18 protein-coding genes are annotated in these 19,451 nt (G+C 68.1%); 16 read left to right on the top strand and 2 right to left on the bottom strand.

Going from position 1 to position 19,451, the window contains the following annotated elements; genetic code table 11:
* The first annotated feature begins 49 nt into the window (after positions 1-49).
* From ABWV23_RS02230 to selD, 14 genes are all read left to right on the top strand, one after another.
* Entirely contained in the window at positions 50-487 is a 438-nt protein-coding gene (locus ABWV23_RS02230) for a MerR family transcriptional regulator (protein ID WP_353344467.1), read from the top strand.
* Positions 432-1,583 carry an MFS transporter gene (locus ABWV23_RS02235; protein ID WP_353344469.1) on the top strand — a complete coding sequence of 384 codons (1,152 nt, stop codon included), beginning with the start codon at positions 432-434 and terminating at the stop codon, positions 1,581-1,583. The genes ABWV23_RS02230 and ABWV23_RS02235 overlap by 56 nt, the downstream gene beginning before the upstream one ends.
* Positions 1,584-1,649: 66 nt before the next feature.
* Positions 1,650-2,516 (top strand): FAD binding domain-containing protein, encoded by an 867-nt coding sequence (locus ABWV23_RS02240; protein ID WP_353344471.1) that lies wholly within the window; start codon positions 1,650-1,652, stop codon positions 2,514-2,516.
* The gene (locus tag ABWV23_RS02245; protein ID WP_353344473.1) at positions 2,513-2,992 is read left to right on the top strand and encodes a (2Fe-2S)-binding protein; all 480 of its coding nucleotides are present in this window, start codon (positions 2,513-2,515) and stop codon (positions 2,990-2,992) included. Before ABWV23_RS02240 ends, ABWV23_RS02245 begins: the two co-directional genes overlap by 4 nt.
* A complete protein-coding gene (locus tag ABWV23_RS02250; protein ID WP_353344475.1) occupies positions 2,992-5,241 on the top strand; it encodes a xanthine dehydrogenase family protein molybdopterin-binding subunit in 2,250 nt (749 codons plus the stop codon). Before ABWV23_RS02245 ends, ABWV23_RS02250 begins: the two co-directional genes overlap by 1 nt.
* Positions 5,234-5,479 (top strand): MoaD/ThiS family protein, encoded by a 246-nt coding sequence (locus ABWV23_RS02255; protein ID WP_353344477.1) that lies wholly within the window; start codon positions 5,234-5,236, stop codon positions 5,477-5,479. Before ABWV23_RS02250 ends, ABWV23_RS02255 begins: the two co-directional genes overlap by 8 nt.
* 90 nt (positions 5,480-5,569) lie before the next feature.
* Positions 5,570-6,748, top strand: a complete 1,179-nt coding sequence (locus ABWV23_RS02260) for a pyridoxal phosphate-dependent aminotransferase (RefSeq protein WP_353344479.1) — start codon at positions 5,570-5,572, stop codon at positions 6,746-6,748.
* A gap of 164 nt (positions 6,749-6,912) precedes the next feature.
* A complete protein-coding gene (locus ABWV23_RS02265; protein ID WP_353344481.1) occupies positions 6,913-9,771 on the top strand; it encodes a monovalent cation/H+ antiporter subunit A in 2,859 nt (952 codons plus the stop codon).
* 4 nt (positions 9,772-9,775) lie between these two features.
* Entirely contained in the window at positions 9,776-10,120 is a 345-nt protein-coding gene (locus tag ABWV23_RS02270) for a Na+/H+ antiporter subunit C (protein WP_353344483.1), read from the top strand.
* A complete protein-coding gene (locus tag ABWV23_RS02275) occupies positions 10,117-11,673 on the top strand; it encodes a monovalent cation/H+ antiporter subunit D (RefSeq protein ID WP_353344485.1) in 1,557 nt (518 codons plus the stop codon). Before ABWV23_RS02270 ends, ABWV23_RS02275 begins: the two co-directional genes overlap by 4 nt.
* Positions 11,670-12,167 (top strand): Na+/H+ antiporter subunit E, encoded by a 498-nt coding sequence (locus tag ABWV23_RS02280; protein WP_353344487.1) that lies wholly within the window; start codon positions 11,670-11,672, stop codon positions 12,165-12,167. Before ABWV23_RS02275 ends, ABWV23_RS02280 begins: the two co-directional genes overlap by 4 nt.
* Positions 12,164-12,433: a K+/H+ antiporter subunit F gene (locus tag ABWV23_RS02285; RefSeq protein WP_353344489.1), complete on the top strand. Its 270-nt coding sequence runs from the start codon at positions 12,164-12,166 to the stop codon at positions 12,431-12,433. The genes ABWV23_RS02280 and ABWV23_RS02285 overlap by 4 nt, the downstream gene beginning before the upstream one ends.
* 9 nt (positions 12,434-12,442) lie before the next feature.
* Entirely contained in the window at positions 12,443-12,838 is a 396-nt protein-coding gene (locus tag ABWV23_RS02290) for a Na+/H+ antiporter subunit G (RefSeq protein WP_353344491.1), read from the top strand.
* 25 nt (positions 12,839-12,863) lie between these two features.
* On the top strand, positions 12,864-15,026 hold the full coding sequence (gene selD, locus ABWV23_RS02295; RefSeq protein WP_353344493.1) for a selenide, water dikinase SelD: 2,163 nt from the start codon (positions 12,864-12,866) through the stop codon (positions 15,024-15,026).
* A gap of 113 nt (positions 15,027-15,139) precedes the next feature.
* Here the strand turns inward: selD and mnmH are convergent, their stop codons facing one another.
* On the bottom strand, positions 15,140-16,210 hold the full coding sequence (mnmH, locus tag ABWV23_RS02300) for a tRNA 2-selenouridine(34) synthase MnmH (protein WP_353344495.1): 1,071 nt from the start codon (positions 16,208-16,210) through the stop codon (positions 15,140-15,142).
* Positions 16,211-16,353: 143 nt separating this feature from the next.
* Between mnmH and ABWV23_RS02305 the strand changes: the two genes are divergently transcribed.
* Positions 16,354-16,836 carry a MarR family winged helix-turn-helix transcriptional regulator gene (locus tag ABWV23_RS02305; protein ID WP_353344497.1) on the top strand — a complete coding sequence of 161 codons (483 nt, stop codon included), beginning with the start codon at positions 16,354-16,356 and terminating at the stop codon, positions 16,834-16,836.
* A 6-nt stretch (positions 16,837-16,842) separates the two neighbouring features.
* Here the strand turns inward: ABWV23_RS02305 and ABWV23_RS02310 are convergent, their stop codons facing one another.
* Complete coding sequence (locus ABWV23_RS02310; RefSeq protein ID WP_353344499.1) at positions 16,843-17,508, bottom strand: SOS response-associated peptidase; 666 nt, start codon at positions 17,506-17,508, stop codon at positions 16,843-16,845.
* 138 nt (positions 17,509-17,646) lie between these two features.
* Here ABWV23_RS02310 and ABWV23_RS02315 point away from each other — a divergent pair, with 138 nt between their 5' ends.
* Positions 17,647-19,392, top strand: coding sequence for a tetratricopeptide repeat-containing sulfotransferase family protein (locus tag ABWV23_RS02315; RefSeq protein ID WP_353344501.1), 1,746 nt, complete (start codon positions 17,647-17,649; stop codon positions 19,390-19,392).
* The last annotated feature ends 59 nt before the right edge of the window (positions 19,393-19,451 follow it).

Genomic DNA, 19,451 nt, shown 5'->3' on the forward strand with positions numbered 1-19,451 from the left:
TTGACACTAATGTCAAGGGGGTAAACGCGTTCGGGAAAGGGAACCGACCATGCAGATCAAGCAAGCCGCCGATCACCTGGGGATCAGCCCGCGCAGCCTGCGCCACTATGAGCAGGTGGGCCTTCTCTCGCCCGCGCGGGACAGCAGCGGGTACCGCCATTATTCCCCGGCAGACCTGCGCCGGGCCGCGCGGATCCGCGACATGATCGCCACCGGGTTTTCCACCCGCGAGGTGCTGGCGATGGCCCCCTGCCTGAGCGATGACGGCGCCGGCGCCTGTGAGGGCGGGTTGGCCGACCTGGAGCACAAGCTGGCGCAGATCGACCGGCTGATCGACGAACTGCACAACCGTCGCCAGACCACGCTGGAGCGGATCGCGCAGTTCCGCGGGGCCCTTTCGAAGACCACAATCGAAAGGGACACCCCCGACCATGACACCCACGACCCTACTACTGTTTCTGATCGCCTTTCTCGTCGGCAGCGATGAATTCCTGCTTGGCCCGATCCTGACCCCCGTCGGCGCCGACCTCGGCGTCGCCCCCGAACGGATCACCCTTTTCATCGGGGCCTATGCGCTGCCGGTGGCGCTTCTGGCCCCGGTCTTCGGAGCGCTGTCCGACCGGCATGGTCGGCGCGCGGTGCTGCTGCCGGCCGTCGTGCTGTTCTGCCTCGGCTCACTCGGCACCGCCGGCGCGCCCGGCTATGGGCTGGCCCTGCTCACCCGCGTCGTCACCGGGATCGGCGCGGCGGGCCTTCTGCCGGTGGCCTTCGCCTGTGCCGCCGACAGCGGACCGGCGCGGGCGCCGGCCAATATCGCCGCCGTGCAGGCCGGCCTGACTGGCGGCATCATCCTCGCGCCGCTCTACGGCGCCTGGGTCACCGGGCTATTCGGCTGGCAATGGGCCTTTGCCGGCCTCGCCCTGGCCGCCGCCCTCACCCTGCCCGGCCTTGTCGCGCTGCGCGGCGGCACGGCTCCGACCGGCGCGGCCCCCTCCGGCCCGGTGTTCGTGCCCGGCGCGGCGGGCGCGATCCTTGCCATGGGGTTCGGCCTCGGCGGCGCGGTCGGCGTCTATGCGCTCGCCGGCGAGCGGCTCCGCGACCTCACCGGGTTCGAGACCGGGGGCGTCGGCCTTGTCTACGCCGGGTTCGGGCTGCTCACGCTGGCCGGCAACCTCTTGATGCCCCGCGTGATCGGTCAGGTGCGGGACGGACGCCAACTCATGCAGCTGTGCCTTGCCGGCGTGCTGGTGGCCATCGTCGCCCTGTTCGCGCTGCCGCTGGGGCCGATGGCGGCCTGTCTCGCGCTCATTTTCTGGGCAGGTCTGGGCGGGCTGGGTGCCCCGGCGTTGCAAAACCACCTCGCCACGCTCTCGGACAGCCGACGCGGGACCCTGATGGCCCTGGGCGCCAGCGCCCTGAATCTCGGGGTCGCGGTCTGGTCGACGCTGGCTGGCATGGGCTTTGCGCATTCTCCCGCGCTGGTGGCGGCGCAGGCCACCGCGACGATCGGCCTTGCCATCGGGGCGCTGGCCCCGCGCCGCGGGCGGCAACAGGCCGGTTGCGTCACCCCGCATGTTCGATAAAGTCGCGACTCGCAGGACGCGGTACCGCCGCGCCCTGCCCGGCCCAGCCTATCGCGAGGAACACCCATGCATTACCATCGCCCCGCCACGTTCGAGGATGCCGTGGCGCTTGCCACCGGGTCCGAGGGCGTCACACGATTTCTTGCCGGGGGCACCGATGTGCTGGTGCAGATGCGCGCGGACATCGTCACCCCCGACACGCTGATCGACATCAAGGCGATCCCCGGCACCCATGAGATCGCCCGGCAGGAGGATGGCGGCTGGCGCATCGGCGTCGCCGTCACCGGCGCCGAGATGCGCGAACATGCGGAACTGGGCCGCGACTGGCCCGGGCTGGTCGAGGCGATGGACCTGATCGGTTCGACCCAGGTGCAGGGGCGCGCCACGCTGACCGGCAACCTCTGCAACGCCTCGCCTGCCGCCGACTCGGTGCCGGCGATGATCGCCGCCGGGGTCACCGCCACCATCACCGGCCCGGGCGGAACCCGCACTGTCCCGGTCGAGGAGATCCCCGCCGGTCCGGGCAAGACCACCCTCGCGCGCGGCGAAATCATCACCGCCCTGCACGTGCCGCCACGCGGCACCGAGGGCGGCGATGCCTACCTGCGGTTCATCCCCCGTACCGAGATGGATATCGCCGTGGTCGGCTGCGGCGTGAACCTGACCGTCGAGGGCGACACCATCACCCATGCCCGCATGGCCCTGGGCGCGGTCGCCCCCACCGCCGTGCTGGTCCATGCCGCCGAGGACGCGCTGGTGGGCCGGACGCTGGACGAGGACGCGCTTACCGCGCTGGCCGACCTGGCCGAAGCCAGCTGCAACCCGATCGACGACAAGCGCGGCACGATCAAGTTCCGCACCCATGTGGCCGGCGTGCTGGCCCGCCGCACCGCCAAGATCGCCTTTGACCGCGCGAAGGGAGCCGCGAAATGAGCAAGCTGCACGTCACCACCAAGATCAACGGCGACGAGGTCGAGTTTCTTTGCGACCCGCGCGAAACCCTGCTGGACGTGCTGCGCGACCGGCTCGGCCTGACCGGCGCCAAGGAGGGCTGCGGCACCGGCGATTGCGGCGCCTGTTCGGTCACCGTCGACGGGCGGCTGGTCTGTTCCTGCCTGATGCTGGGCGCCGAGGCCGAGGGGAAAGAGATTGCCACCGTCGAGGGCATCGCCGAGGGCGAGGCCCTGCATCCGCTGCAGAAGAAGTTCATCGAATATGCCGCCCTGCAATGCGGCATCTGCACCCCCGGCATCCTGGTCGCGGCCAAGAACCTGCTGGAAAAGAACCCGGACCCGACCGAAGAACAGGTCCGCTACTGGCTGGCGGGCAACCTGTGCCGCTGCACCGGGTACGACAAGATCATTCGCGCCGTGATGGACACGGCCGCCGAAATGCGGGAGGCCTCGTGATGGCGCTGGACAGTTCGAAAACCACCGGTTTCAAATATGTCGGCACCCGCCCCGACCGGCCCGACGGGCTGGACAAGGTGACCGGCCGCGCCCGCTTCGGCGCCGACGCCACCGCCCCCGGCATGCTGTTCGCCGCGATCAAGCGCAGCCCCCATGCCCATGCCCGCATCCTGCGGATCGACGCCACCAAGGCGCTGGCGATGGAGGGGGTCAAGGCGGTGGTCACCCGCGCCGATTTCGCCGAGGGGCTGACCGGCGAGAACTGGAACATCCTGGAAAACGTCATGGCCGGCGACACCGCGCTCTATGACGGTCACGCAGTCGCCGCCGTCGCTGCCACCACGGCGCTGGCCGCGCGCGACGCGATCAAGGCGATCGAGGTCGACTACGAGATCCTGCCGCATGTCACCGATGTCGACAAGGCGATGGCGCCGGACGCCCCGGTGATCCGAGCCGGGGCGGCGGACGCCTCGGTGCCCGAGGGGCTGCATCCCAACGTGGTGCGCTACCACGAAAGCGGCCATGGCGACGTCGAGGCGGGCTTTGCCGAGGCCGACCTGGTGATCGAGGATCATTTCGTCACCGAGGCCACCCACCAGGGCTATATCGAGCCACATGCCTGCCTTGGCACGCTGGGCACCGACGGCAAGGGCGAGCTGTGGTGCTGCACCCAAGGGCATTGGAACGTGCAAAAGGTCTGCGCCGCGCTGCTGGGGCTGGAAACCAGCCAGCTGCGCGTCACCGCGTCCGAGATCGGCGGCGGTTTCGGCGGCAAGACGGCGGTGTTCATCGAACCCGTGGCGCTGGCGCTGTCGCGCAAGGCCAACCGCCCGGTGAAACTGGTGATGACCCGCGCCGAGGTGTTCAAGGCCACCGGCCCCACCTCCTCGACCTCGATGGATGTCAAGATCGGGATGAAAAAGGACGGCACCATCACCGCGGCGCAGGGCACCTTCCGCCTACAGGGGGGCGCCTTTCCCGGTGCCCCCTGCGAGATGACGGCGATGTGCGCCTTTGCGCCCTATGACCTGAAACACGTGAAGCAGGTCGGCTATGACGTGATGGCCAACCGCCCGAAACAGGCGGCCTACCGTGCGCCGGGCTCTCCGATGGCGGCCTTCGCGGTGGAATCGGTGATCGACGAGCTGTGCAAGAAACTCGATCTCGACCCGATCGACACCCGCCTCAAGAATGCCTCGCGCGAGGGGACGCGCGCCAGTTTCGGCCCGACATGGCCCCGCATCGGGCTGGTGGAAACGCTGGAGGCGGCCAAGGCGCACCCGCATTACTCCGCCCCGCTGGAACCGGGCCAGGGGCGCGGGATCTCCTGCGGATTCTGGTTCAACCACGGCGGCGAAACCTCTGTTTCTCTTGCACTTTCCGAGGATGGCACTGCGCAAATCGCGGTCGGCACCCCGGATATCGGCGGCTCGCGCGCCTCGATGGCGCTGATGGCCTCCGAGGTGCTGGGCATCCCCTATGAGGATATCCGCGTCATCATCGCCGACACCGCCTCGCTCGGCTATAACGAGATCAGCCACGGCAGCCGGGTGACCTATGCCAGCGGCCTGGCCACCATCAAGGCCGCCGAGGACGCAGTGCAAAAGCTGTGTGCGCGGGCGGCGGCGAAATGGGGCATCCCCGAGGACGCGGTCTATTGGGAGGATGGTTTTGCCAAGCCGTCCGGTCCCAACGCCGGGGATTTCGCTCCGCTGCCGATCGCTGAGATCACCGCGACCATGGGCGCCACCGGCGGGCCGATCAGCGGCCATTTCGAAGCCACGCCCGAGGGCGCCGGCGTCAGCTTTGCCACCCATATCGTCGATGCCGAGGTCGACCGCGAGACCGGATCAACCAAGGTGGTGCGCTATACCGTGGTGCAGGACGCCGGCAAAGCGGTGCACCCCACCTATGTCGAGGGGCAGTTCCAGGGCGGCGCGGCGCAGGGCATCGGCTGGGCGCTGAACGAGGAATACATCTATGGCGAGGACGGACGGCTGCAGAACGCCGGCTTCCTCGATTACCGGATTCCGGTCGCCTCGGACCTGCCGATGATCGACACGGTGATCGTCGAGGTGCCCAACCCCGGCCATCCCTTCGGCGTGCGCGGGGTCGGCGAAACTTCGATCTGCCCGCCGCTGGCGGCCATCGCCAACGCGGTTTCGGCCGCCGCCGGGGTGCGGATGCGGCAATTGCCGATGCGCCCCTCGCGCATCCTCGAGGCACTGGACAGCGCGGCGGATGGTTGACGTCGCGCTCTGGTCCGGCCTGCGGCCCCTGATCGGGGGCCGGGACAGCGTGGCGGTCGAGGGCAGCACCGTGGGTGAGATCCTGACCGCCCTGCGCCGGGATTACCCGGCGTTGGGTCCGACGCTGGACGCCGGCGTCTCAGTGGTGGTCGATGGCCGGGTGATCGCCAGCAGCCTGACCGAACCGGTCCGCCCCGACAGCGAAGTGGTGCTGATGATGCGGCTGAAGGGGGGCTGAGGGCCGCGCCCGGCACCCCGACGGGATCAAACCAATGGCTCAGGTTTCCCGGTTATAGCACTGAGAGAAAAGACAAAAGGGAGAGTGCCCATGCAAACGGTTGCCAATTTCGACCGCATCGGCGAAGAGAACGCCTTTGCCGTTCTGGCCCGGGCCACCGCGCTGGCCGAGGGCGGCATGGACGTGATCAACCTCGGCATCGGTCAGCCGGATTTCCCCACCCCGCCGCATATCGTCGAGGCCGCCGTCAAGGCGATGCGCGACGGGCAGCACGGCTATACCCCTGCCGCCGGGATCGCGCCGCTGCGCGCGGCGGTCTCCGCCGACCTGCACCGCCGCTTCGGCGCCGAGGTCAGCCCCGACAGCGTGCTGATCGTGCCCGGCGGCAAGGTCACCATGTTCACCGCGATCCTGATGTTCGGCGAACCGGGGACCGAGATCCTCTATCCCGATCCGGGGTTCCCGATCTATCGCTCGATGATCGAGTTCACCGGCGCCACCCCGGTGCCCGTGCCGGTGCGCGAAGAGAACGGCTTTGCCATCTCCGCCGAGGAGACGCTGTCGCTGATCACCCCTCGCACGCGACTGTTGATCCTGAACTCCCCCGCCAACCCCTGCGGTGGCGTCACGCCGAAGCCCGAGATCGACCGGCTGGTGGCGGGGCTGGCCGATCACCCCGAGGTGGCAGTGATGTCGGACGAGATCTATGACCAGATCCTCTACGACGGCGAATCCCATGTCACTCTGCTGGACTACCCCGAGATCCGCGACCGGCTGATCCTGCTCAACGGCTGGTCCAAGACCTATGCCATGACCGGCTGGCGGCTGGGCTATTCGATCTGGCCGGAGGGGCTGTTCGACAAGGCGCGCAAGCTGGCGGTCAACGCCTGGTCCTGCGTCAACACGCCGGCGCAATATGCCGCGCTGGAGGCGCTGACCGGCCCGCAGGACGCGGTGGCCGAGATGGTCGCCGCTTTTGATGTCCGCCGCCGGGTGGTGGTCGATCTGCTCAATGCCATGCCCGGCGTGCGCTGCGCGGTGCCCAAGGGCGCCTTTTATGCCTTTCCCAATATCTCCGCCACCGGCTGGGCGTCGAAACCGCTGGCCTCGGCGCTGTTGGAGGAAACCGGCGTCGCCACCATCGGCGGCCCCGACTTCGGCACCCTGGGCGAGGGGTTCATCCGCATCTCCTACGCCAACAGCGAAGCGAACATCCGCCGGGCGCTGGGGCGGATGGGCGATTTCCTCGCCAAGGGCGGGCGGGGCTGAGCCTGCGGCCCCCTGCTTCGCCCGCCGGGCGGACAGGATTTCGCAAAATTCCCCAATTCGGGACGAAAACCGTACGATCATGACCTTGCCGGGGTTGGACAGCGACGCAAATTTCCGTAGGCAAGGTGCAATCGAAAATTGCCCGCCAAAGCTGGAGACTGCCGTTGTCCCTGTTCCTGATCGCGGCCCTGCCTTTTCTCGGCGCCGTGTTCCCCGCGCTGCTGATCCGTGCCGGACGCAATGCCGCCGCCGCCTCGACCGGTTCCGTCACCCTGCTGGCGTTGATCGGCCTGCTTCTGAATGCCCCCGCCGTGCTGCGCGGCGAGACCGTTTCGGCCCGGCTCGACTGGCTGCCGGACCTTGGCTTGAACGCGAATTTCCAGCTTGACGGGCTGGGGCTGCTGTTTGCCGGGCTGATCCTGGGGATCGGCCTGTTGATCATCATCTACGCGCGATTCTACCTCAGCCGCGAGGATCCGATGGGGCAGTTCTACAGCTTTCTGCTGCTGTTCCAGGGCGCGATGGTCGGCATCGTTCTATCCGACAACATCCTGCTTTTGCTGGTTTTCTGGGAGTTGACCTCGCTCTCGTCCTTCCTGCTGATCGGCTATTGGAAACACCTGCCCGAGGGGCGGCAGGGCGCGCGCATGGCGCTGGCCGTCACCGCTTCCGGCGGGCTGGCGATGATCGGTGGCATGCTGATCCTGGGCCATGTCGCGGGCAGCTACGACATCAGCGTGATCCTTCAGCACAAGGAGCTGATCCAGGCCTCGCCGCTCTATGCCCCGGCGCTGATCCTGATCCTGATCGGGGCCTTCACCAAGTCGGCGCAGTTCCCGTTCCATTTCTGGCTGCCGCACGCAATGGCCGCGCCGACACCGGTCTCGGCCTACCTGCACTCGGCGACGATGGTCAAGGCGGGGCTGTTCCTGATGGCGCGGATGTGGCCGGTGCTGTCGGGCACCGAGCTGTGGTTCTACCTGGTGGCCACCACCGGGCTGGTCACCATGGTGCTGGGCGCGGTGATCGCGCTGTTCAAGGATGATCTCAAGGCGCTGCTGGCGTTTTCAACCGTCAGCCACCTGGGGCTGATCACCATGCTGCTGGGTCTTGGCACCAAGGCGGCGGCGGTGGCGGCGGTGTTCCACATCATCAACCACGCCACCTTCAAGGCGGCACTGTTCATGAGCGCAGGCATCGTCGATCATGCCGCCCACACCCGCAGCATCCGGCAATTGGGCGGGCTGCGCCACCTGATGCCGGTGACCTTCACGCTGGCGGGCATCGCGGCGCTGTCGATGGCCGGCATCCCGCCGTTCAACGGGTTCCTGTCGAAGGAGATGATGCTGGAGGAGGCCGCCCACGCGGTCTGGGCCGGCTCGGCCTACTTGCTGCCGGCAGTGGCGGTGTTCGGTGCGCTGTTCTCGGTGGCCTATTCGCTGCGCTACATCGCGCATGTCTTCCTTGGCCCCAAGCGACACGATTACCCCACCCTGCCGCATGATCCCGCCCCCGGCATGTGGCTGCCGCCTGCGGTGCTGGTGGCGCTGGTGGTACTGATCGGGCTGTTCCCCGAGGCGATCGCCGCCCCCATCGTGGTCTCCGCGGCGGACGCGGTGACCGGCGACCATCATTCCTATTTCCACCCCAAGCTCTGGCACGGGCTGACCCCGGCGCTTTACATGTCGGTGGTGGCGGTGGCCGGCGGCGCGCTGCTGTTGATGCTGCACCGCCCGGCCGAGGGCCTGTGGAACGCCCTGCCCCGCCCCGAGGCCAAGGTGATCTACGACGCCATCGTCGGCGCCGCCACCCGGGCCAGCCGCAGCTTTACCGAGACGCTGCATGACGGGGCGCTCAGCCGCTATTCCGCGATCTTCCTGCTGTTCACCCTCGCCATCGCTTATTACGCTTATGCGTCGGGCGACATCGGCGCATCGACCCGCGCAATGCAGCCGATCACGGCGATGACCGTCGTGGGCTGGGTCTGCCTGGTGGGTTCGGCGCTCTGCGTGGTGGCGTTCCACCGCAACCGGCTGCTGGCGCTGGTGCTGATCGGGGTGGCCGGGCTGATGGTCTCGCTCAGCTTCAACTATCTCTCCGCCCCCGACCTGGCGCTGACCCAGATCTCGGTCGAGGTGGTCTCGATCATCCTGCTCCTGTTGGCGCTGAACTTCATGCCGCAGGAAACCCCGCGCGAGAGCAGCGCCGGCCGCAAGCTGCGCGACGCGGTGCTCTCGATCGGCGCAGGCCTGGGCGCCGGCGGGCTGATCTATGCGCTGATGACACGCGATTTCGCCCTGCCGTCGATCTCGGAATACCACCTAGCCAATTCCTACAAGGGCGGCGGCGGCACCAACGTGGTCAACGTGATCCTGGTCGATTTCCGTGGCTTTGACACCTTTGGCGAGATCATCGTGCTGGGGATCGCCGCGATCATCATCTTTGCCATCACCGAGTCGGTGCTGGGCAGCCGGGTGCGCGCACGCCTGCTGAACCGCAAGCCGTGGTATCCGCTGGCCGGTGATGCGCACCCGCTGATGATGGTGGTGGCGACCCGGGTGATGATGCCGATCGCGCTGATGGTGGCAGCCTATATCTTCTTCCGCGGGCACAACATGCCCGGCGGCGGCTTCATCGCCGGGCTGATCGCCGCGATCGCGGTCGTGATGCAATACATGGCCTCGGGGTTCTCCTGGGCAACCGAGCGGCAGGGCCTGCCCTATCACGGCATCATCGGCACCGGCGTTCTGGTCGCCGCCGCCACCGGCATGGGCGCATGGTTCAACGGGCTGCCTTTCCTGACCAGCGCCTTCGGCTATGTCGACCCGCCCTACCTGGACGAGTTCGAACTGGCGACTGCGGCGCTGTTCGACCTGGGCGTGTTCCTGGCCGTTCTGGGCGCGGTGCTGCTGGCGCTGCAAAGCCTGGCGCGCTTCGCGTGGCAACCCGGCATCGCCAGCGAGCACCCGATGGACATCAACCCCGAGCGCGACGAAGCGACAAAGACAATCGAGGGGCACTGAGCACATGGAACTCCTTCTGGCCAGCGCGGTCGGCATCCTGACCGCCAGCGGCATCTACCTGATCCTGCGACAGCGCAGCTTTCCGGTCATCATCGGGCTATCGCTGCTGTCCTACGCGGTGAACCTGTTCCTGTTCGCCACCGGGCGGCTGGCGCTGAACCAGCCGCCGATCCTGAACAAATACGCCGAGGCAGCCTATACCGACCCGCTGCCGCAGGCGCTGGTGCTGACCGCGATCGTGATCTCCTTCGGGATGACGGCAGTGGTGGTGATGATCGCGCTCAGCGCCTATCTCTCGGCCCGCAATGACCGCATCGACATGACCGACGAGACGGGAGAAGACGCATGAACCACTGGATCATCGCGCCCATCCTGCTGCCGGCGGTGGTCGCGCCCTTCATCATCATGGTGATCCGCTATCACCGCGACCTGCAACGGGTGTTCTCGGTCGCCTCGGTGGTGGCGCTGAACCTGATCGCGCTGGTGCTGCTGGCGCAGGCGATGGACGGCACCATCGGGGTGTACGAGTTGGGCGACTGGCCCGCCCCCTTTGGCATCGTGCTGGTGCTGGACCGGCTGTCGGCCATGATGGTGCTGCTGACCACGCTGCTGGCGCTGGCGGTGGTGCTCTATGCCATCGGCTCGGGGTGGGATACGCGCGGGCGGCATTTCCACGCCCTGTTCCAGTTCCAGCTGATGGGGGTGCTGGGCGCCTTCCTGACCGGTGACGCCTTCAACCTCTTCGTCTTTTTCGAGGTGCTGCTGATCGCCTCTTACGGGCTGATGATCCACGGCGGCGGCGCCACCCGGCTGCGGGCCGGCGTGCAATACGTGGTCTACAACCTGCTGGGCTCCAGCCTGTTCCTGATCGCGCTCGGCACGCTCTACTCGGTGACCGGCACGCTGAACATGGCCGACCTGGCGGTACGGGTGGCCGAACTGCCCGCCGAGGACACCGCTCTGCTGCGGGTGGGGGCGGTGCTGTTGCTGCTGGTCTTTGCCATCAAGGCCGCCGTGCTGCCGCTGCATTTCTGGCTGCCGGCGTCCTATGCCAACGCACCGATGCCGGTGGCCGCGCTGTTTGCCATCATGTCCAAGGTCGGCGGCTACGCGATCCTGCGCATGTACACGCTGGTTTTCGGCCCCGACCTGGCGGTGACCGACGGTCTGGTCGGTGACTGGCTGCTGCCCGCCGCGCTGCTGACCCTCGCGGCCGGCTCGATCGGCGTTCTCGGCGCGCGAGAGCTGGGCCGGCTGGTCGCCTTCTCGGCCATCGCCTCAATGGGGACGCTGCTGATCGCCATTTCGCTGTTCACACCGCAGGCGGCGACGGCGGCGCTCTACTATGTCATCCACTCGACCTTCGCCACGGCGATGATGTTCCTGGTGGCCGACCTGGTGATCGAACGCCGGGGCGGCGCCCTGATTCCGACACCGCCGATGCCGCAGGGCGGCCTGGTCGCGGCGCTGTTCTTTGCCGGGGCCATCGCGCTGGCCGGGATGCCGCCACTGTCGGGCTTCGTCGGCAAGCTGCTGGTGATGGATGCTGCCCGCGACAGCGACCAGGTCTGGACCGTCTGGGCGGTGATCCTGGTCACCTCGCTGATCACCATCGTCGGAATGGCACGGGCCGGCTCGATCCTGTTCTGGAAGGCGCATGACCACAGCGTGCTGCCGCCTGACCCGCCCGAGCACACCGACGACGGCGCCCCCGTGGCCGCCGACCTCGCCCCCGAGCCGGTGCCGGGGCTGGCCTTCGTGCCGGTCTTTGCCCTGCTGACGGCGCTGGTCGCGCTGACGGTTCTGGCCGGTCCGGCGATGCGCTATACCGAGGCGACCGCTGCGCAGCTCTTTGCGCCGGCGGATTACATCGAAACCGTTCTGCAAAGGCCCGGATCATGAGGCTGCTGTCCCGCATCTTTCCGCACCCCTACCTGACCGGCCTGCTGACCCTGGTCTGGCTGCTGCTGGTCAATCACTTCTCGTGGAACTCGCTGGTGTTCGGCTTTCTGCTGGGCATCGTGATCCCGTTTCTCACCCGCCCCTACTGGCCGGATCGGCCCGAGCTTCGCCACCCGCTGAAAATCGCCGCCTACATCCTGATCGTGATCTGGGACATCATCGTGGCCAATGTGATCGTAGCCGGGATCGTCCTGTTCAAGCGCAACGCCGATCGCCACCCGGCCTGGATCTGCATCCCGATGGAGCTGCGCAGCCCCGAGGCGATCACGGTGCTGGCCGGCACCATCACCCTGACCCCCGGCACGGTCAGCGCCGATCTGTCGGCCGAGGGGCATTTCCTGCTGGTCCATTGCCTCGACGCGCCGGACCCCGAGGCGGTGCGCGACGAGATCAAGGACCGCTACGAACGCCGCCTGATGGAGATTTTCGAATGATCGCCTATGCCATCTTTTTCGCCGCCGGCTGTTTCGGCCTCGCCTTCCTGATGAACCTGTGGAAGATCGCCACCGCCGAGGGCGTCGGCGACCGGGTTCTGGCGCTGGACACCATGGTGATCAACGCGATCGCCCTGATGATCCTCTACGGGCTGGCCAACGGCACCGAGATCTTTTTCGAGGCGGCGATGATCGTCGCCATGCTGGGGTTCGTCTCGACCGTGGCCTACGCGCGCTTCATGCTGCGCGGCAACATCATCGAATAGGGGCACGTCATGGAGCAGGTTCTCGATCTTCTGATCACTTTCTTCCTCGTCATCGGCGGGCTGTTCGGGCTGGTCGGGTCGTTCGGGCTGATCAAGCTTGACGATCCGATGTCGCGGCTGCACGCCCCGACCAAGGCGACCACGCTGGGGGTGGGCGGTGTGCTGATCGCCTCGATGCTGCATGCCTATGCCTATGAGGGACACCTGTCCTGGCATGAGCTCCTGATCACGCTGTTCCTGTTCCTGACCGCGCCGATCACCGCGAATTTCATCGCCAAGGCCCATATCCACCGGCACGAGACACCCGACAGCCTGCCACTGGCCGGGGACGACCGCAAATGGGCCACCCAGGATATCCCGCCCGACGAGCAGGAGGCCGCCAGCCCCCCCGCCGACCGCGGCTGACCCGGCACCGAGAGGACCACCGAACGTGCACCAGCCCCCTGCTCCCCTGACCCGCGATCTCGTGCTTGTGGGCGGCGGCCATACCCATGCGCTGGTGCTGCGCAAATGGGGCATGACCCCGCTGCCCGGCGCGCGGCTGACGGTGATCAACCCAGGCCCCACGGCGCCCTACTCGGGCATGTTGCCCGGCTTTGTCGCCGGGCATTACGACCGCGACGCGCTGGATATCGACCTGGTGAAACTGGCACGTTTCGCCGGGGCGCGGGTGGTGCTGGGTGCCTGCGAGGGAATCGACACCCAGGCGCGGCTGGTCCATGTGCCGGGGCGCCCGCCGATCGCCTATGACGCCTGTTCGGTCAACGTCGGCATCACCTCCGACATGCCCGCCCTGCCCGGATTTGCCGAACACGCCATACCGGCCAAGCCGCTCGGTCCCTTCGCGGCGCGCTGGCAGGCGTATCTTGCCGGTGATCGCCCGGCCCGCGCCGCCGTGATCGGCGGCGGTGTCGCGGGGGCCGAGCTGATCATGGCGATGGCCCATGCGCTGCGCGCCCGGGGGCGGACGGCCGAACTCAGCCTGATCGACAGCGCCCGCGCCCTTTCGGCCCTGGGCGAGGGCGCCGCGACCCGGGTGCGGGCCGCCATCGACGGGCTGGGGATCATCCTGCGCGAAGGGGTCGCCGTCACCGAGGTCACCGCAGATGGCGTCGGTCTGGCCGATGGCACCACGATCGCCTCGGAGTTCACCACCGGGGCCGCCGGCGCGCGTCCCTACCGCTGGATCGCCGACAGCGGGCTGGCGCTGCAGGACGGGTTCATCACCGTGGATGCGCATCTGCGCAGCAGCGACCCTTCGGTCTTTGCCGCCGGCGATTGCGCCCACCTGTCCTTTGATCCCCGCCCCAAGGCCGGGGTCTACGCGGTGCGCGAGGCGCCGGTGCTTTTCGACAACCTGCGCGCCACGCTCGAGGGCACCCCGCCCCGGCGCCGCTATCGCCCGCAGAAGGATTACCTCAAGCTGATCTCGCTGGGCGGCAAATCGGCGCTTGGCGAACGGTTCGGCCTGCCGTTCTCCGGCCCGCTGATCTGGCGCTGGAAGGACCGGATCGACCAGAAATTCATGGACCGGTTCCGCGCGTTGCCGGCGATGCAACCGCCCGCACCGCCCCGCCACCGCGCCGCCGGGCTGGAGGAGATGCCCGGCGACAAGCCGATGTGCGGCGGCTGCGGCGCCAAGCTGGGGCGCGGTGCGCTGCGGGCCGCGCTCTCGGCGCTGCCGACCGGAACACGGCCAGACATCACGCCCCTGCCCGGCGACGACGCGGCGGTCCTGACCCTGGGCGGCGCGCGACAGGTGATGACCACCGACCATCTGCGCGCGGTCACCGACGACCCGGTGCTGATGGCGCGGATCGCGGCGGTGCATGCGCTGGGGGACATCTGGGCGATGGGGGCGGCGCCACAGGCGGCCACCGCGACGCTGATCCTGCCGCGCATGACGCCCGAATTGCAGGCCCGCACCATGGCCGAAATCATGATCTCCGCCGGCGAGGTGCTGCGCGAGGCGGGCGCCGAGATCGCCGGGGGCCACAGCTCCATGGGGGACGAACTGACCATCGGCTTCACCCTCACCGGCCTGCTGGACCGCGATCCGATCACCCTGGCGGGCGCGCAACCGGGCGACGCGGTGATCGTGACCAAGCCGATCGGCTCCGGCGTGCTGATGGCGGCCGAAATGCTGGGCGCGGCGCGCGGCGACTGGGTCGCGGCGGCCTATGCGCAGATGACCCGGGCCCAGGGCGGTGCCGCCCGCCTGCTGTCGGACGCCCATGCGATGACCGACGTCACCGGTTTCGGCCTTGCCGGCCACCTGCTGAACATCTGCGAGGCCTCCGGCGTGGCGGCGCAGCTCGACCTCGATAGGGTGCCGCTGATGGCCGGCGCGCTGGAGCTGTCCCGCCAGGGACACCGCTCGACCCTCTACCCGGACAACAAGGCACTGGCACCCGAGCTGCCCGTCGGCCCGCGCGCCGACCTGCTGTTCGACCCGCAAACCGCCGGCGGGCTGCTCGCCACCGTCGCGGCAGAGCAGGCTGACGATCTGGTCGCAAAACTGCGCGCCGCCGGACACGGGGCCGCGCGGATAGGAGCGATCACCCAAGGCCCCCCGCGCCTGAGCCTGGGGTAACGCCGCAGTCCCCCTTCGTCGCCCCGGTCCTTCTTCTCTGCGAAAATACTCCGGGGGAGGCGCCGAAGGCGACGGGGGCAGCGCCCCCGCATCGCCCGCCAAGTCACGCCCGTTCAGCCCTGCGACCGTACCGCCCGGTCCTTGAGCACGCGCTCGATCTCGACCGCTGCCACCTCCAGCCCCGGCGCATCCAGACTCGCCGCCGTGACGCGGGCCAGCACCTCGGCCCCGACCGCCTTGCGCGACTTGGCATAGGCCGGGTCATAGTGCTGGACCATCAGCGCCCGGGTCAGCCCCGGCTTGTCGCCCGCCGCGATCCTCTCGAACCATCCGTCCACCACCGCGTGGCCGCGATGGGTGCGCAGCGCGTCGAGCTTGGCGTACAACCGCTCGGAATCCGACAGGATATCGTCATAGGCCCGCACCAGGTAGGCCGCGCGCGCCTCCAGCGGGGCTTCGACCTCGATCCGTGGCGCGGCCTTCATCGCCGCCCAGAGCGCGGGCGGCACCATCCGCTCGCCGACCTTGCTCGATTCCGCCTCGACCAGCACCGGACGCGAGGGATCGAGACGGTCGAGCTCGATGGCCAGTGCCGTTTCGAAGGCCTTCTGGCTGGGCTGCGGCTCCGCCATCTCACCCAGCAGGGATCCGCGATGCGCCGCCAGCCCCTCGAGGTCGAGCACTTGCACGCCACGCCGGTCGAGGATCTGCAACAGCGCGGTCTTGGCGGTGCCGGTATAGCCGTCGAGCAGAACCAGTGGATGCGGCACCTGCCCCTCGTAAAGCGCGCGATAGACCAGCCGGCGATAGCTTTGGTAGCCGCCCTTGATACTCTCGGAGCGCCAGCCGATCTGGCCCAGCATCCAGGCGAACGACCCCGACCTCTGGCCGCCGCGCCAGCAATAGACCAGCGGCCGCCAGCCGCCCGGCTTGTCCTGCAACACGGTCTCGATATGGCGCGCGGCATTGTGGAACACCAGCGCGGCACCGATCTTGCGGGCGCGGAACGGGCTGTCCTGCTTGTAGAGGGTGCCGACACGCGCGCGCTCCTCGTTGTCGAGCACGGGCAGGTTGATCGCGCCGGGCAGGTGATCCTCGGCGTATTCGGCGGGGCTGCGCACGTCGATCACGGTATCGTAATCGTGGTCGAGCAGGTCGGACAGGGATTGAAACTCTCTCGGCATGGGCCTCTGTACCGCGCGGCGCGGGCAAGGGAAAGCGCGGCCGCGGCCGTCGGTCAAAATAGCTGCAACCTTCAATATATGCGTACTTGCAAAGCCACCGGGCAAGGGACATCATCGCGCCGGCCCGTACAACCGGAGAGAACATGGACATCCACACCATGCCCGGACACCTGATCCGGCGGCTCAACCAGATTTCCGTGGCCCTGTTCATGGATCGCATGGCACAGGCCGGTCTGAACCTGACGCCGGTTCAATACGCCGCGCTCTGCGCGATCCGCAATCATCCGGGGATCGACCAGGCCACCGTGGCGGGGCTGGTGGCCTATGATCGCGCCACGCTGGGCAAGGTGATCGACCGGCTGGATACGCGTGGACTGGTACGACGGACCACCTCGCGCAGCGACCGACGGGCCAAGACACTGACGCTAACCGCCGAGGGCGCCCAACTGGTGGCGGATGCACGCCCCGAGGTAGAGGCACTGCAATCCGACATCCTGGCCGGGCTCGACGCCGAGGAAACGGAAACCTTCGTCGCGCTTCTGAAAAAGGTCACGATGGCCGGCAATGAAAACAGCCGCGCGCCGCAAAAGGCCCCGGCGCCCCGCCCCACGCGTCTGCGGTCCTGAGCAGGCTCACCCCGGCTCCAGCGGCGCGATCAATTCGGCCCCCGAGGCGCGGTTGGAATTGACCGCCGTGCCGACCCGATGAAAATCGAGCGTTCCCTCGTCCGCAGGCTGCATCAGTCGCGCCGCCCCGTGGCCGGCCTCGCCCAGCCAGAGTGACCAGTCGCTCGGCTCCAGCACCAGCGGCATGCGGTGGTGGATGGATGAAACCGCGGCGCTGGCCGCAGTGGTGACGATGGCGCAGGTGGGCTGGGGATCCTCCCTGCCCCAATCCTGCCAGACCCCGCCAAAGGCCAGCGGTGCGCCGTCCCGCCGATAGATGTACCAGGGCAGGCGTTTCCCTTCGTCCGTCCGGGTCCATTCGTAAAAACCGCTGGCCACCACGATGCAACGCCGCGCGCGGCAGGCGGCGCGAAAGGCGGGCTTTTCCGCCAGCGTCTCGGCGCGCGCGTTGATCAACAGCGGCCCGTCGCTGGCGCTCTTGTACCAATGCGGCAGGAACCCCCAGCGCATCGGCACCAGACGCCGCCTGCCGTCGCCCGCGCGCACCACGTGAACCGGGTTGGTCGGGCAGACGTTGAAGTTCGGCACCGGCGGCAGATCGTTGGCCGGTTGCGCCGCGAAGAGCCGCGCCATCGCGTCGTTTGGCAGGGTGATCGCAAAGCGTCCGCACATTTAATCACACCAATGATCACAATCCGGGCGCATGTGAAACCGGACCGGGCGAATTATTGCCTTTGCCGGCGACAGAAGTTACCACGGCCTTCGTGAAGCTTATGTGACACGGATAGCACCGCTCAAGAGTATTCCAGCATGCCCAAACAAAACCCACATGGCGTGGTCCATGTCCAGCTTCAGCAGGGCCGCTACAAGAGTGCGCTGAAGGCCGCCAAATCCGCCATGGCGCGATTTCCCAAGGATCCGATTCTTGCCAATCTGGCGGGGTTGGCGATGTGCGGGCTTGGCCAGCAGCGCGCCGCGATCCCGATGTTCCAGAACGCGATCCGGCTGGATCCGCATTTCGTCGATGCCCAGCGGAACCTGGCGCAAACCCTGCTCTTGCTGGGCATGACCAAGAAGGCGCAGACCCTGCTCGACCGGATGGTCGCGATCCACCCCGAGGACGAGGGCGCCCACTACCTGCAGGCTCAGGCGCTGGCCAAGCTCGGCCTGACCGAGGCCGCCGAGGCCGCCGCGTCGCGGGCCATCGACCTGGCGCCGGGTCAGCCGCGCAACTTCAACCTACGCGGGATTCTGCGCAACACGCTGGGCCTGACCGATCAGGCGCTGGAGGATTTCGAGACCGCCCTGCGGCTCGATCCCACCAACGTCGACACGCTGATCAACATCAGCCTGCCGCTGGCTCGCCAGACCCGCTATGACGCGGCGCTGGACGCCGCCCGTCGCGCGGTGGCCCTGGCCCCGGCCCATATCGGCGCGCATCTGCGTCTTGCCGCCAGTTACCTGGAGACCGGCGACAAAACGGCGGCGCAGGGCGAATATCGCGAGATCCTGACGCTGGAGCCGCAGAACGCCGAGGCCATCGAACACCTGGCCGCACTGCAAAGCCGTGAACAGAATTCCTCGCTTTCCAAGGCCGCGCGGGCCGCACTGAAACGGGCCGGATCGCGCCACCAGGAGCGGGCCAGCCTCAACTTCGGGCTGGCCCGCATCGCGCAACAGGCCGGCGATACCGGGGCCGAGGCGCGCCATCTGTCCGAGGCCAACCGCGCCATGGCCCGCGCCCTGCCCTATGACGCGATCCACGACAGTGCACTGAACCATGCGATCATGGCGCGGTTTCCCGCCGCGCCGGATGTGACCGGCCCGGAAACCCCCATCACTCAGATCTACGTGCTGGGGCTGCCCCGCTCGGGCACCACGCTGGCCGAGGCGATGCTCGGGGCGCACCCCGCGGTCAAACCGCTGGGCGAACAGATCGTCGCCGGCCGCCAGCTGTACCCGTTGATCGAATCCGAACGCCCCTTTGGCGCGGCAGAGATCGAGGATTACCTGAGTGCCGAGCGGCGCATGTTGCCCGACCTGCCCGAGGGCACGACCGCCTTTACCGACAAGATGCCGGAAAATTACCGGCTGATCGGATTCCTGAAAACCGTACATCCCGGGGCCCGTTTCGTACATTTGCGCCGCGACCCGCGCGACGTGGCCCTGTCGATGTGGCGCGGCCATTTCTCGGGCAGCGCGTTGAACTACACCTACGACCTGCGGGGGATGGCGCATCGGTTCAACCTCTATGCCGAGATCATGGCCTTCTGGCATCGGCTGTTGCCGGGGCAGATCCTGGAGCTGCCCTATGAGGAGATGACCGCCGATCCGGAAGCGGCCAGCCGGACCCTCGCCGCCCATTGCGGATTGGACTGGGTGCCGCAGATGGCCCGCCCGCACGAGACCCCTGAGGCGGTCCTGACCTCGAGCGCGGCGCAGTTGCGCCAGCCGGTGCACCGCCGGTCGGTCGGGGCCTGGCGCCAGCACGCGGAAACGCTGGCCCCGTTCATCGCCGGGCTCGACCCGGCGCTCTGGCCCGGGTTGGACAAGTAAGGTCGACCGGAGCGCAATCCCGCTCCGCGAAAGCCAAGCTGTCATCCCGGATCTGATCC

This window comes from Aquicoccus sp. SU-CL01552, from assembly GCF_040365005.1.
Classification (GTDB): domain Bacteria; phylum Pseudomonadota; class Alphaproteobacteria; order Rhodobacterales; family Rhodobacteraceae; genus Antarcticimicrobium.